General features: G+C 48.0%; 13 protein-coding genes. 2 read left to right on the forward strand and 11 right to left on the reverse strand.

Features of this window, described 5'->3' with window-relative positions; genetic code table 11:
• Window positions 1–96: 96 nt before the first annotated feature.
• Window positions 97–1,299 carry an MFS transporter gene (locus tag NYE56_RS19625; RefSeq protein ID WP_341284281.1) on the forward strand — a complete coding sequence of 401 codons (1,203 nt, stop codon included), beginning with the start codon at window positions 97–99 and terminating at the stop codon, window positions 1,297–1,299.
• Here NYE56_RS19625 and NYE56_RS19630 read toward each other — a convergent pair.
• Genes NYE56_RS19630 through sigY form a run of 6 tightly spaced genes read right to left on the reverse strand, consistent with a single transcriptional unit; the run spans window position 1,296 to window position 4,200 of the window.
• Complete coding sequence (locus tag NYE56_RS19630; protein ID WP_341284282.1) at window positions 1,296–2,072, reverse strand: ABC transporter permease; 777 nt, start codon at window positions 2,070–2,072, stop codon at window positions 1,296–1,298. The two genes, NYE56_RS19625 and NYE56_RS19630, sit on opposite strands and share 4 nt — an antisense overlap.
• Window positions 2,069–2,956, reverse strand: coding sequence for an ABC transporter ATP-binding protein (locus tag NYE56_RS19635; protein ID WP_341284283.1), 888 nt, complete (start codon window positions 2,954–2,956; stop codon window positions 2,069–2,071). The genes NYE56_RS19630 and NYE56_RS19635 overlap by 4 nt, the downstream gene beginning before the upstream one ends.
• A 6-nt stretch (window positions 2,957–2,962) precedes the next feature.
• Window positions 2,963–3,151: a sigma Y negative regulator YxlE gene (gene yxlE / locus NYE56_RS19640; protein WP_003227293.1), complete on the reverse strand. Its 189-nt coding sequence runs from the start codon at window positions 3,149–3,151 to the stop codon at window positions 2,963–2,965.
• Entirely contained in the window at window positions 3,148–3,354 is a 207-nt protein-coding gene (yxlD, locus tag NYE56_RS19645; protein WP_015385026.1) for a sigma Y negative regulator YxlD, read from the reverse strand. Before yxlD ends, yxlE begins: the two co-directional genes overlap by 4 nt.
• Entirely contained in the window at window positions 3,351–3,671 is a 321-nt protein-coding gene (locus NYE56_RS19650) for a YxlC family protein (protein WP_063334877.1), read from the reverse strand. Before NYE56_RS19650 ends, yxlD begins: the two co-directional genes overlap by 4 nt.
• Window positions 3,664–4,200 (reverse strand): RNA polymerase sigma factor SigY, encoded by a 537-nt coding sequence (gene sigY / locus NYE56_RS19655; RefSeq protein WP_063334878.1) that lies wholly within the window; start codon window positions 4,198–4,200, stop codon window positions 3,664–3,666. The genes NYE56_RS19650 and sigY overlap by 8 nt, the downstream gene beginning before the upstream one ends.
• A gap of 211 nt (window positions 4,201–4,411) precedes the next feature.
• Between sigY and NYE56_RS19660 the strand changes: the two genes are divergently transcribed.
• Entirely contained in the window at window positions 4,412–5,785 is a 1,374-nt protein-coding gene (locus NYE56_RS19660) for a cytosine permease (RefSeq protein ID WP_341284284.1), read from the forward strand.
• A gap of 14 nt (window positions 5,786–5,799) precedes the next feature.
• Here NYE56_RS19660 and NYE56_RS19665 read toward each other — a convergent pair whose 3' ends face one another.
• From NYE56_RS19665 to cydA, 5 genes are all read right to left on the reverse strand, one after another.
• Window positions 5,800–6,630, reverse strand: coding sequence for an NAD(P)H-hydrate dehydratase (locus NYE56_RS19665; RefSeq protein ID WP_341284285.1), 831 nt, complete (start codon window positions 6,628–6,630; stop codon window positions 5,800–5,802).
• Window positions 6,631–6,715: 85 nt separating this feature from the next.
• Window positions 6,716–8,443 carry a thiol reductant ABC exporter subunit CydC gene (gene cydC, locus NYE56_RS19670; protein WP_341284286.1) on the reverse strand — a complete coding sequence of 576 codons (1,728 nt, stop codon included), beginning with the start codon at window positions 8,441–8,443 and terminating at the stop codon, window positions 6,716–6,718.
• Complete coding sequence (cydD, locus tag NYE56_RS19675) at window positions 8,440–10,143, reverse strand: thiol reductant ABC exporter subunit CydD (RefSeq protein ID WP_341284287.1); 1,704 nt, start codon at window positions 10,141–10,143, stop codon at window positions 8,440–8,442. Before cydD ends, cydC begins: the two co-directional genes overlap by 4 nt.
• Complete coding sequence (cydB, locus tag NYE56_RS19680; RefSeq protein ID WP_251187445.1) at window positions 10,143–11,159, reverse strand: cytochrome d ubiquinol oxidase subunit II; 1,017 nt, start codon at window positions 11,157–11,159, stop codon at window positions 10,143–10,145. Before cydB ends, cydD begins: the two co-directional genes overlap by 1 nt.
• The gene (gene cydA, locus NYE56_RS19685) at window positions 11,143–12,549 is read right to left on the reverse strand and encodes a cytochrome ubiquinol oxidase subunit I (protein WP_003243795.1); all 1,407 of its coding nucleotides are present in this window, start codon (window positions 12,547–12,549) and stop codon (window positions 11,143–11,145) included. Before cydA ends, cydB begins: the two co-directional genes overlap by 17 nt.
• Between the last annotated feature and the right edge of the window lie 334 nt (window positions 12,550–12,883).

Below are 12,883 nucleotides of genomic sequence, written 5' to 3' on the forward strand. Positions count from 1 at the left end.
GAACAGGGCTTTTTTTGAAGCCCTGTTTTTTTATTTTTCTATTGAAACGCTTTCAACAATTGTGTTGTACTGGAAGGAAAGGGGTGGAGAGATACGATGGAATTACAGCAGGACTTGATTCCTCAGAAAAAAACAATCGGCGCTTTAGATCACGCCGTTTTTTTATGCATGGTATTTTGTTTCTGGTTTTCAGGCTATATTTACGTTCCTGTATTCAGTCTGTATTTGGAGGATCTGCACTTTTCGTATGGCGCAATCGGCATCATTCTCGGCAGCTACGGGGTCACGCAAATCCTTCTGCGATTCCCGCTCGGCCTTTTGTCAGATATCCTGTTTTCCTTGCGCAAGCAATTGTTAATTGCCGGGTTCGGCTTTTCCGTCCTCAGCAGCCTGCTTTTTCTGATGTTTGATTCTTTCTTCTTCGTGCTGGCCGCCCGGCTGTTCGCGGGAATCACTGCTTCTATGTGGGTGATGGCGACCATTTTATACGCACATTATTTCAACAATGGCAATGCATCAAAAGCAATGGGCATCATGCAATTTTTTACCGTCATGCCTCAGTTTGCCAGCATTGTGTTCTGCGGGCTCGCCGCAGCCCATTTAGGGAGGCAGGTTCCTTTTTGGTTGGCGCTGGCAGCTTCTGCTGCAGGTCTGGTGATCTGCTGCTTTATTAAGGATCCGTCTGCTCCTCCCGCAAACCGTGACACCATTCGTGTCAATCAGTACATCAAAGATACATTGCGGCTGCCAAAGCTGAAGCTTTTCACCATCCTGTCTATGACGGCCCATGCGGTGTTATTTATGACCGTGTTTGGTTTCACACCGCTTTACATGAATCAGCTCGGAATGGGTGACGCGGAGCTGCTTTGGGTGATGAGCGCCTTTTTCCTCCCACACGCAGCCGCCACATTAAGCTTTGTTTTTCTGCGGTTCACAAGCCGTATCGCTTACTCCGTGATGCTCATTAGTTTCGCTGTCACCGGGGTCTGTTTGCTATACGTTCCTTATTCAGCTGCATTGTTCACGGTTTGCATCACACACGCCTGTATTGGGCTGGCGCTCGGCTTCGTTTTTCCTCTGCTGCTAAGCCATGTCGTCGAAATCAGTTCTGCCCGTTTAAAAATGTCAGTGATGGGGTTTTATCAATCATTTTATGCGCTAGGCATCTTCCTCGGGCCCCTTCTTGCCGGAAAAATCGCACAGCTTATCGGGCTTGCGGGAGTTTTTTATGGAGCCGGGTCTCTGGCATTTGCCGCCTTTTTTGTGATGCTCGCGCAAAAACGTAACATGATCAATTAATAGCTTTCATACCGCCTGAAGCGCCACACAGAAAACAAGGCCAGAAGCATGATGCACAGAATGGAGAAAGTGAGTGACCATCCGAAAAAATCTGCCCGCTCTCCATGAAGAAGGATATGCTCCGCCTGCTTGCAAATCTCAGCCGGAAGCCACTTCGCACCATCGGGAAATAGTGAAACAGCAAAGGAAACGGCTGCTGTGAGCCCGATCCCGCAAGCCGCAGCTGCTCCGACAGACCGGAATATCGTACTTCCGGCAAGGCCGGCGGTCACAATAAATATCACCCAAAGCGCGTAAAGGCCTAGGCTTGCGGCAAAGCGGCTGAATGATGCGTCCTCAAACAGCAGCCGAACGTAATAATAAGCAAGCCCGTATCCAGCTGCAAACGACATAATGCCGATCACGCTTTGGATGAGCCATTTACTCACGATATAATGGGCTGCCGTCACAGGCCGCGACATAATCAGCGCTGTTACCCCTTGATTTCTTTCATTGGCTACACTGCCCATCACGCTGAAGATGACCAGAGCCATGCCAAGCGTGTTGAATTGAGAAAGCGTGCTGACCATCACTTCAGACCCGGAAGGCATCGTAAAACTGATTTTCATGCCGTCAGGAAGGCTTCCTCCGTGTTCAATGATTTCCGGCATATAATAAATGGTCAGCGGCTGTGTGAGCCCCACGATCATCATCGCAATCGGCAGCCAGATCAGCTTGCCGCTTTTCCACCCTTCCAGCCATTCTTTCTGCAATAACGCCATCATCACCTTCATGCGTGCACCACCTTGAGATAGACGTCTTCTAGAGACTCCGTTTTCTGTTCAAAACGGGTGACCGTCAATCCCGTTCGGATACAATCACTCAACAATGTCCGGCCAGCTTGTATATCTGGCAGTTCGAAAACAGCTTGGGACGGATTCATATAGACAATAGCTGATACGTAAGGCTTCTCTTCAAGCCAGCCCTTCAGTTTCTCTTTTACAGTAAGAGTGAAAACGTTCGTTTGATGCTGTTTTTTCAGCTGCTGTAACGCCCCTTTCCATGAAACTTCTCCGTTTTTCATGATCACCACCTGATCACACACCTGCTCCGCATCGTGCAAAACGTGTGTAGAGAACAGAACAGCCATATGCTTTTTCAGCTCCCGCATCATGTCCAGCACCTCGAATCGCCCTGTCGGATCAAGAGCAGACACCGGTTCATCCAATATCAAAAACTTCGGTTTATGGAGCAGTGCCTGTGCCAGACCGAGTCTTTGTTTCATGCCTCCTGAATAGCCCCCGATCCTTTTGTTCGCCACTTCGTGCAAACCGACAAATTCCAGCATCTCGCCGATTTTCTCTTGGCATTTTCTCTTCGAAAGACCGGACAGTCTCCCCGCAAATGTTAAAAATTCATTTGCGGTCATCCACGAATAAAAAGCTGGATACTGCGGGAGGTACCCAATCAAACGCCGATCCGGCTTTTTCTCCCCTAACAGCTTTATGGTTCCATAGGATGGCGAAAGCAGCCCGGCAAGCATTTGCAGTGTTGTGGTTTTACCGGCTCCATTGGGACCTAATAGTGCGACACACTCGTTTTCATTCACGTGAAAACTGACATTCTTTACAGCTTCATGATGCCGATATGTTTTGCATAATGACTCAATAGACAGCATGCCAGCTCACCTTTGCTTTCTGCCGACGGTGAAAAATAAAATCGGCCCGATAATATTGATACATACGATGATTGCAGCCCACATCCACTTTGGTCCGTTCGTCCGCTCTTCTTTTATACAGCTGATGAGGGCAAACACCGCCAAAGCCAGCTGTAATACAATCAGCGGCAAAATCATTTCCCAAGAAATATTCATTGCTTGATCCCCCTTTTCTTCCGATCCGGCCTAATGACAAAAAAGTAATAACAAATCAGAGGCATCGGTGCTTGAATCAATCCGACAATCCCCCAAACCCATGCCATGCGATTACGTTTTTTCGCATCAATAAATAAAAAGATTCCCTGTGACAATACGACGAGACAAGCCGCAACCGTTATGACAATTTCTGTTTGTGTCATCTGCGTTTCACCTCACATTCGCCGAGATGCCTTTTTTTCTCAGCCGCAATCAAAATCGGCAGCACCGCAAGCACACAAACTTGAAGCACAATAAACACAGCAGGAGCTTGAGTGAATGCCAGGATTGCCGCACTCACAACCATCAGTGCGCAGAATACAAATAAAATGATCTCTTGAAGAAGTTTTTTTCTGTATTCAGCTTTCATTTGTGACAGCTGGTGAAGCAGTTCTTTTTGATTCGGTATAGAGGGATTGGCTGTTTGATCAATTTTTTCCCATTCTGACTTTAAATGATCAGAAAGCTTTTCTTTATTCATCGTCCCACTCCTTTCTGATTTGCTGGAGTCCTTTATGAACTCTGGACTTCACCGTGCCTTCCTTGATCTGCAGCATCAGCCCGATTTCGGCGTAGGTATAGCCGTAGTAATGCCTTAATAAAACTGGCGTGCGCAATTTAGGGTCCAGCTTTGAAAACAGATCAAGCGTCTCGCTCCATTCTGCCCCTTTCACTGACACGTCCCACTTGATCTTGCGGATTGTTTCCTCCGTAACTGTCTGATTCCGTTTCCATTCTCTCTTTCTCTTTTTCTGGTGATCGAGATAGAGCCGCGATGCAATGGAGATCAGCCATGTGGAGAATTTTGAACGGCCCTGAAAGCTTCTTAAATGGATGTACCCTTTCAGAAAGGTTTCCTGAACAAGTTCCTCGCTGAGATCAGGGTGAAGGGAAAGCTTTAACAAGTATTTATATAAGAAAGAATAGTGATAGTGGAAAAGGGCTGTAAACGCCTCGTCGTTTCCCTCTTTCGCCTGCTGGATCAGCCGCTGTTCTTCATGTGTATCCAATGACCGTGATCCCCCCTTTTTTGTTTTTCTGCCTTATGAGACGACACCGGATTCAAAAGCGTTCATCTTTTTTACAATTCTTTTCAGCCATTGACAGATCAAGCTTCCCGGCCGTTTGGCTGCATATCCTTATTTGTAAACCCCCTCATAGTCTGTTAAGCTATGACTTTATGTCGATTTCAAAAAAACATCCAATATGGAGGACGATGCATTGAAAGTAGAAAGGCGAACGATTGAATATATTCCGAATGAAGAAAGACATGGTAAAGCGAAAGATTTATTTCCCGTATGGTTCGGGGCTAATATGCATATCACCACGTTAGTGACTGGCACGATTCCCGTTGCAATGGGACTTAATCTGTTTTGGAGTGTTGCCGCTATTATTTGCGGAACCTTAATCGGTGCCATATTTATGGCGTCTCATTCCGCGCAAGGCCCTCAGCTTGGCATCCCGCAAATGATTCAAAGCCGTGCCCAATTCGGCGTAATCGGAGCGATTCTTCCCCTCTTCTTAGTCATGTTTATCTACCTTGGTTTCTTCGCAAGCAGCACGATTCTGGCGGCCGGAACCTTAAGCAGCTTTGTTCCCATCCCGGGATCATGGAGCATTATAGGCTTAAGCGCCGTATGTTTTTTACTCACCATTTTCGGCCATGATTTGATTCACAAAATGCAAAAAATCCTTTCTTGGACCTCTTTTGCTGTATTTTTTGCTGCAACGATTCTCATTTTTCAATTGCCGATTCCGGCAGGCAGCTGGATTCCCGGAGCGATTGATCTGCCAATTTTCTTGGTGGCAGTCAGCGCAGTTGCGACGTGGCAGCTTGCCTACGCGCCGTATGTTGCCGATTATTCAAGATATCTGCCAGTTAAAACACCGGCTTCAAAAACATTTTGGTACAGCTATGCAGGTACATCTGTCAGCTCCATCTGGATGATGCTGCTCGGCGCATTGCTGACAACCTCACTTCATGACTTTACGGCAAACTCAGGCAGCCAGATTGTCCAATTGTTCGGTCCCTTCTCGTTTATTATGCTGATCATTGTGTTATTTGGGCAAATGGCAATCAATGTTTTTAACCTGTATGGGGCTTTCATGTCCACGACAACAACGCTGGAGCCGTTTCTGAAATTAAAAGTCACGCCCAAAGTCAGAATCATCATGATCCTGGGTGTCACGCTTGTCGGCACAGTCTTAAGCCTACTGGGACAGAGCAATTTTATGGAGCTGTTTTTGAATTTTATCTTTTTCATCAGTTATTTCTTAATTCCGTGGACGGCAATCAATTTAGTCGATTACTACTTCGTCCGCCACGGAAAGTATCAAGTCAAAGCCATGTTCGACGTAAACGGGCCTTATGGAAAGGTCAATTGGATCACCACAATTGCGTTCGTTCTGTCTATCTTGCTGGAAATTCCGTTTATCAACACAAGCTTTTACATCGGACCGCTTGCCAAAATGTTTGGCGGCGGAGACATCGCATGGATTATCGGCTTGGCCGTGCCTTCTGTGCTTTACTATGTATTAATGAAACCGCGTCTGAAAAAACGGGCGGGGTATCAAGAAAAGCTGTCTTCTCTCTGAAGACAGCTTTTTTATCATTCAAATCGTTTCCACACGCGGGGCAGGATGTCAGATAGCTCATGAGCGAGCAACGTATGAGCGGAGTGCTCGTCCGTCCAGAGCTCGGCGCACGCACCATGCAAATAGACCGCGTTTAATATGGCGTGCTTTGGATCTTCTTGGCAGCAGAGCATCCCCAATATCATGCCCGTCAGTGTGTCACCGGTTCCGCCCTTGGCGAGCGCCCCGTTTCCGGTTGGATTGAGCCAGCAGTCTCCATCAGGAAACGCGATGACGGTTTGGTTTCCTTTTAACACAATGACAGTCTGCAGCTGAGCCGCCCATTCCTTTGCATATTCCGCTCTTTTTTTCTGCAATTCGTTCACGGGCATCCCTGTCATTCGGGAAAACTCGCCCGGGTGCGGCGTGAGGATGACGGGGGCCTCCCGTTTCGGATATGTGCGCTTCGCCAGCGCTCCGGCATCCAAAATAACAGGGCAATCAGCCGCAAGCACATGATCGACTGCCTGCTGTACGCTTTCCGTTTGCGGAAGGCCCGGTCCGATGGCAATGGCCCGGTACGTCTCTTCAAGCTGAGCATCCGCCGCCTTTTTCCAGCCGTCACGCCAATAGGTCGCCTCGGGCAAAACAGAAACAATTAGCGGGATTACGCTTTCTGATGTACCGATGACAAGCTTGCCTAGACCGCTCCGCATGGCCCCAAGCCCTGCAAGCAGCGCTGCCCCCGGCATGTCGTCACTTCCAGCCAGCAGCAAAGCCGTACCGTACGTGCCTTTATGGCTCTCCGTATCTCTTTCAGGAAGCGTGGCCCTTACATGCTCTTCCGTCCAATATGGAACATTCATCTCTTTCCCTCCTCTGCTTTCTTTTCCTATTTTTCCTGTCCCTTTTCTTTTTCAAACAAAAAAGACAGCCTTTTAGGGCTGTCTTCTATTTTACAGGAACATCAAGGTGATACAGGCGGCTGTACCGTTCGTTTGCCGCCAGAAGCTCCTCATGAGTTCCTTCCATTTCTGTTTTGCCGTTTTCGAGAAATACGATTTTATCAGCCGCTTCCACTCCCGCGAGATGATGGGTAATCCATAAAATCGTTTTTCCTTTCAGCACCTCAAACACCGTTTCCATCAATTCACGTTCGGTAATAGGATCGAGGCCGACTGTTGGCTCATCGAGGATGATGATCGGTGTATCCTGCAGCAAAATCCTCGCAAGTGCGATCCGCTGGCGCTCTCCACCGGAAAAACGGATGCCCGTTTCCTGTACAGAGGTATGATATCCGTCAGGCAATGACTCAATGTAGTCATGCAGCTTGACCTGCTTTGCGGCGCGGCGCACATCCTCGTCGCTTGCTTCTCCGTTTCCGAGCCTGATGTTGTTCAAAATACTTGTATCAAACAGGTGCGGTTTTTGATTTAATACGGCCACCGCATCCGCAATCTGATCCTTTAACAGCGCTGTCTCCACTCCGTTTAACGTCACAGAACCGGAGTCCGGTTTCAAGGCGCCCTCGATTAATGCAAGCGATGTTGATTTCCCAGAGCCGCTTCGGCCGAGCAGCGCCATTTTTTCTCCTTGGCGCAGCGTAAAGGAAAAGTTGTCAAGCACTTGGCTGCTGTTGTCATAAGAAAACGTCACATCACGAAAGGCCAAGGTGACATCTTGAAGATCGAGCTTTTGATCCCCTGATTCAGTTTGTGACGCCTCCGGCTGAGGAGCCACCTTGTTCATGCGTCTGATAGAATCCTGATAGCCCGGCACTTCGCCTAAGGCATCCGAAAGCGGCAAAAAGGCTTCCGTCAACGGAAACACCACTAGCACAAAAGCGGCAATCATCGTTTTAGCGAGCTCGCCGTCCGCTTGCTGTCCCGCTGTCCAAAACAGCATCAGCAAAATAAGGCCGGCGACAAGGCATTGCGCAGCAAAGTCCCGCCATCTCGTAAAACGTTGTTTTTTCCGTTCAAGCTCAAACCAATCATGTTCCTCTTTTTCATAAGCATCAATAAAAGCATGCCGGCGTCCGCTGAACATCCAGTCGCTGACACCCATCACTGCATCTGTCAGACGGCTGTACAGCACATTCCGTCCGCTTTTCAGCCTCGCATTCTTCGCTCTCGTCACGAGCAAAGACACAACCGGAAACAATACAACAAGAACAAACAAATAAAGCGCAAGCAATATGGCAAACGGCCAAGAGAAGAAGCCGAGCGCTATCACTGACACAGCATACAGGAGCAAGGCTGAGATCGCAGGAAAAATCGTTTTTAAGAAAGCATCCTGCAAATGCTCAATATCCTCAGACAAAATGCCGAGCATATCCCCCGTGCGAAAACGGGAACGCAGCATCAAAGCACCCGGCTCAAGCATATTGTAAAGGCGGACGCGCATGTCGGATACGATTTTCAAAATGATGTGATGCCCGACGAGCCGTTCCACATATCGCGATACAGAACGCGCAATCCCAAAGGTGCGCACTGCGACAATCGGCACATAAATGAGCAGAATGTTTTCCGGCCTTGTCGCCGCTTTAGAAATCAAAAACCCTGAGGTGAACATGAGAAAAGCAGCAGAAAAAATCGTCACCGCGCCCAAAAAGATAACCAGAACAAACAGGCGGGCATTTTGCTTGATATACGGCAAAATCCATTCTTCTTTCTTCATGCTCTTTCCCCCAGTTGTGCCTTCACGAGTTTGGTATACACACCGTTTTTCTCCAGCAGTTCATTGTGAGTCCCGATTTCCGCAACCCTGCCCCCGTCCAGCACGATAATTTCGTCCATATCGAGCATCCAGTGAAGGCGGTGAGTCGCGAGAAAGACGAGCTTATCCTCAAATAAATCCAGCATCGTTTCTTTTATTTCATATTCTGTTTCGATATCAAGGTGGGCGGTCGGCTCATCCAGCAGCAGGATCGGACGGTTTCCCAAAAAGGCGCGGGCCAGCGCGACACGCTGTGCCTGGCCGCCGCTGAGCGCCCGGCCGCCTTCCCCGATCCGCCCCTCTAATCCTTCAGGAAGGCTATCCACCAGCTCCGCCAGTCCCGCCGCCGCAGCAGCACGGGCTGTATCCTCTGCCGAAGCGCTTGGATGGTAGAAGCGAATGTTGTTGCCAAGCGTATCATCAAAAATGTACGGATGCTGGGGGATGTAAAGAAGGTTCTTCTGCCAGCTGCCGTCCTGCAAATGGGACCGGCTTGTACCATTAACCTCAATCATCCCGCCATCCGGCTCTAAAAATCCGCCGAGAATATCAATTAATGTTGATTTTCCGGCGCCGCTTGCACCGATAATGCCAATTTTTTTCTTGCCCTTGAATGAGAGATGAATATCAGACACCGAACGGCCGACTGACACGCCTGACAGCTTCAGCTCATCCTGATCGGACCAAGCTTCGAGCTGAAGCGGCGTCTCTTCTTTAAAACCAGGCTGCGACAAAATCTCTTGAATGGTTTTTCCTGCTTCCTGGCCGTTCAGCGTTGCATGATAATCGTTCCCCACTTCCCGCACCGGCAGAAAATACTCAGGTGCCAGAATAAGCGCTGTTAAAGCGGGGCCAAGCAAAATATCGCCGTCAATGAGGCGCAGGCCCAGAAACACTGCGACTGTCGCCACCGACAGCATCGTGAAAAAATCGAGGGCAAATGAAGATAAAAACGCCACCCGGAGCGTGCTCATCGTTGCCTTGCGATACCGCTCACTCACATAGAAAATATTTTTGCTGTGTGACTTGCTCAAACCTAGGAAACGCAATGTCTCCAGCCCGCGAAGAGAATCAACAAAATGATTGGAAAGTCTCTGATAGGATTTCCACTGACGATCCGCTTTTCTCTGCGCGACAAGGCCGAGGAGAATCATAAAGATGATCAGAATCGGCATAGCAGCGACTAAAATGACCGCTGATGTCCGATCCTGAAAAAACACATAAATGACAACTGCCGCAGGCACAATCGCCATGCTGACCATTTTCGGCAGAAACAGCTCCAGGTAGCGACGGAACTGGCTGATGCCTTCCATCGCCAGCGTCACCATTTGCCCCGTCCCCTCTTTCTTTGCAAAGCGGGGGCCTAATCGGAACAGCTGATCAAGAAAACTTTTTCTCAAATCTGCTCCTGTCCGAGCGGCGTATTGATAGACGATTTTCTGTCGCGCCACCGTCACCCCGTGCCGGGCGATAAAAGCGATGAGGAAAAAGCCGATCACCGGAAAAAGGGAGGTAATGCCCTTCCCGTTGAACAGCCCGGTTACGGCCTCACTCAGCCACTCTGCCTGCATAATAATGGCAGCTGTCTGAATCAGCGTTAAACAAGTAATCACGGTGAGAATCCGCTTCATTCCTTTATATCGAAACAGGTCTTTTCCCATTAATAAGTCATAGGCTCCTTATGGCTGACGCGCTTCCGGAAGACATAATAGCTCCAGATCTGGCTGCCGATGACGAACGGCAGTAGCGTTAATGCTGCAATTGACATGACTTTAAGCGAATAATCTCCGGAAGAAGCGTTAGCTACTGTTAAATCGTATGCGCTATGAAGCGAGCTGACCATTACGCGGGGGAATAGGGAAATAAAGATCATTCCCACGGTCAGCGCCAGACCAGCGCCTGTCATCCCAAATGTCCAGCCGTCTTTTTTCTTACGAATCAATACAGCCGCGAGCATAAAGCAGATGACAATCAAAACAGCGAGCGGAATGGTAATCTCGCCGCGGCGTGTAAACATGTCTGTCTGATACGCAGAAAGGGCCGCGAAGGCAAGAACCGCTACAAAAACAACACCCATTATCTTTTGCGCCATTTTCCGGGCGCGGTTTTGCAAATCACCAATCGTACGCAGCGTGATAAACATTAATCCGTGCTGGAAGCAAAGAAGTGTTACCGTCACACCGCCAAGTATAGAATATACATTGATATAATCAGATACATGTGCGTGAATGTTCATGTCGGCATCAATCGGCATTCCGCGGAATAATGTCGTGAACAGAACACCAAGCACAAACGGAGGAATCAGACTGCCGAAGAAAACGACCCAGTCCCAAACCTTTACCCATTTTAAATGATCCACCTTGCCGCGGAACTCAAACGCGACCCCGCGGCCCATTAACGCAAGCAGCACAATGACAAACGGAATGTAATAACCGCTCAGCATCGTTGCATACCAGTTTGGGAATGCCGCGAAAATGGCGCCTGCGCCAGTCAAAAGCCACACTTCATTCGCGTCCCAGAACGGCCCGATCGTGTTGATCAGCACTCTGCGTTCTAATTCATTATGGCCAAGAAAACGAGTCGCCATGCCGACCCCGAAATCAAAGCCTTCCAAAAAGAAGAATCCTACAAACAATACAGCAACGAGTATAAACCAAAGATCATGAAGAGATGCCATGGTATACCTCCTGACTAAATGGATCTGTTGATACAGGCACATCATGATGATTATCATGCTCCGCACCTTTTTTAATCTCACGGATAAACAAGAAGACAAGCAGCGCGCCCAGAATCATGTACATCACACCGAATGCGATGATTGAGAATAACAGGGAGCCCGCTGTTACGTTAGGCGACACAGATTGAGCGGTTGTCATTAAACCCATAACCGTCCAAGGCTGACGCCCGATTTCTGTCATAATCCAGCCCGCGGAATTCGCAAGAAACGGGAAGGAAATCAACGCGATCATGATGCGCAAATACCATTTGCTGTTTTCAAGCTTTTTGCGGCGGTTTAACCAGAGGCCGCCTAACGCAGCAAGAATCATGACAACACCTGCGCCAACCATGATACGGAAGCTCCAGAATGTCGTTTTCACTGGCGGAATGTAGTCGCCTTTTCCGTATATTTTTTCGTACTCAGCCTGAAGGGTTTTCATCCCTTTGACACTTCCGCTGAATTTCTGATAAGCCAAGTAGCTCAAGGCATAAGGAACTTTGATTTCATTTGAGCTTTTTTCATTTTTTGTATCGATCGTCGCAAAAGCGGTCCAAGCAGCAGGGTCACCGCTGTCTTCCCATAGGCCTTCACTGGCAGCCATTTTCATCGGCTGTGATTCCATCAAGTGCTCAGCCTGCATGTGTCCGCTAAGGCCGACGCCAAGACCGGCACAAAGGCCGACGATCATTGCGAGTTTAAAAGATTGCTTAAAGAACGGCACTTCTTTTTTCTTCAGCAGTTTAAAAGCACTCACTCCGGCAATAAAGAAAGCTCCAGTGGCAAGCGCACCGAAAATGACGTGCGGGAATTCAACCCAAAGCTGAGGGTTTGTAATCAACGCGCCAAAATCATTCATTTCCGCGCGCCCGTTTTTGATCGTAAAGCCGACCGGCTCCTGCATAAAGGAGTTTGCTGTTAAAATCCAGAAAGATGACATGATCGTTCCGAATGATACGAGCCATATGCAGAGAGCGTGAATTTTCTTCGGCAGGCGGTCCCAGCCAAAAATCCATAATCCGATAAAAATAGACTCCATGAAAAACGCCAATAATGCTTCAATCGCAAGCGGCGCACCAAATACATCTCCGACAAAACGGGAGTAATCAGACCAGTTCAGTCCAAACTGGAATTCTTGCAAAATCCCTGTTACAACACCGACTGCGAAATTTATTAAGAATAAGTGTCCCCAAAACTTTGCCATTTTGAGATACAGCTCATTTTTCTTTACAAGATAAAGAGTCTCCATCAACGCAACCATAAACACAAGCCCGATAGACATCGGCACAAACAAGAAGTGAAACAACGTTGTGGATGCAAACTGTATGCGGGCTAATACCAATTCACTCATGCTTTCTCCTCCATTTCCGGTTAAAACTGTAATTTGCTCACTACTTCACAAATAGAACCGAGACTTTGATCAGTAATTCACAAAATAGACGAAAAAAATATTGCTCAATATTTCACAAACGTGTCAAAAAATCATCCAATATGATGCAAGATTGCTAGACTGACCAAATGACACAATCTCTGACTGGTTCATATTAAGTACTTTACAACGATTCATTTCAAAAATAAAGCCTAAAATACCTAAAAAGTCCCGCACTATGTGACGGATTTTTGTCTATTTTGTTGCTTATTTATGTCGGTTGCTAGGATAAATGACCCTTTATTATCGTACATCA

It is taken from the genome of Bacillus sp. FSL R5-0603 (assembly GCF_038050295.1).
GTDB lineage: Bacteria > Bacillota > Bacilli > Bacillales > Bacillaceae > Bacillus > Bacillus subtilis.

Excerpts from the sequence above, each read along its gene's own strand:
- NYE56_RS19625 (WP_341284281.1), top strand. The coding sequence starts at position 97 with ATGGAATTACAGCAGGACTTGATTCCTCAGAAAAAAACAATCGGCGCT.
- NYE56_RS19630 (WP_341284282.1), bottom strand. The coding sequence starts at position 2,072 with ATGAAGGTGATGATGGCGTTATTGCAGAAAGAATGGCTGGAAGGGTGG.
- NYE56_RS19635 (WP_341284283.1), bottom strand. The coding sequence starts at position 2,956 with ATGCTGTCTATTGAGTCATTATGCAAAACATATCGGCATCATGAAGCT.
- yxlE (WP_003227293.1), bottom strand. The coding sequence starts at position 3,151 with ATGAATATTTCTTGGGAAATGATTTTGCCGCTGATTGTATTACAGCTG.
- yxlD (WP_015385026.1), bottom strand. The coding sequence starts at position 3,354 with ATGACACAAACAGAAATTGTCATAACGGTTGCGGCTTGTCTCGTCGTA.
- NYE56_RS19650 (WP_063334877.1), bottom strand. The coding sequence starts at position 3,671 with ATGAATAAAGAAAAGCTTTCTGATCATTTAAAGTCAGAATGGGAAAAA.
- NYE56_RS19665 (WP_341284285.1), bottom strand. The coding sequence starts at position 6,630 with ATGAATGTTCCATATTGGACGGAAGAGCATGTAAGGGCCACGCTTCCT.
- cydC (WP_341284286.1), bottom strand. The coding sequence starts at position 8,443 with ATGAAGAAAGAAGAATGGATTTTGCCGTATATCAAGCAAAATGCCCGC.
- cydD (WP_341284287.1), bottom strand. The coding sequence starts at position 10,143 with ATGGGAAAAGACCTGTTTCGATATAAAGGAATGAAGCGGATTCTCACC.
- cydB (WP_251187445.1), bottom strand. The coding sequence starts at position 11,159 with ATGGCATCTCTTCATGATCTTTGGTTTATACTCGTTGCTGTATTGTTT.
- cydA (WP_003243795.1), bottom strand. The coding sequence starts at position 12,549 with ATGAGTGAATTGGTATTAGCCCGCATACAGTTTGCATCCACAACGTTG.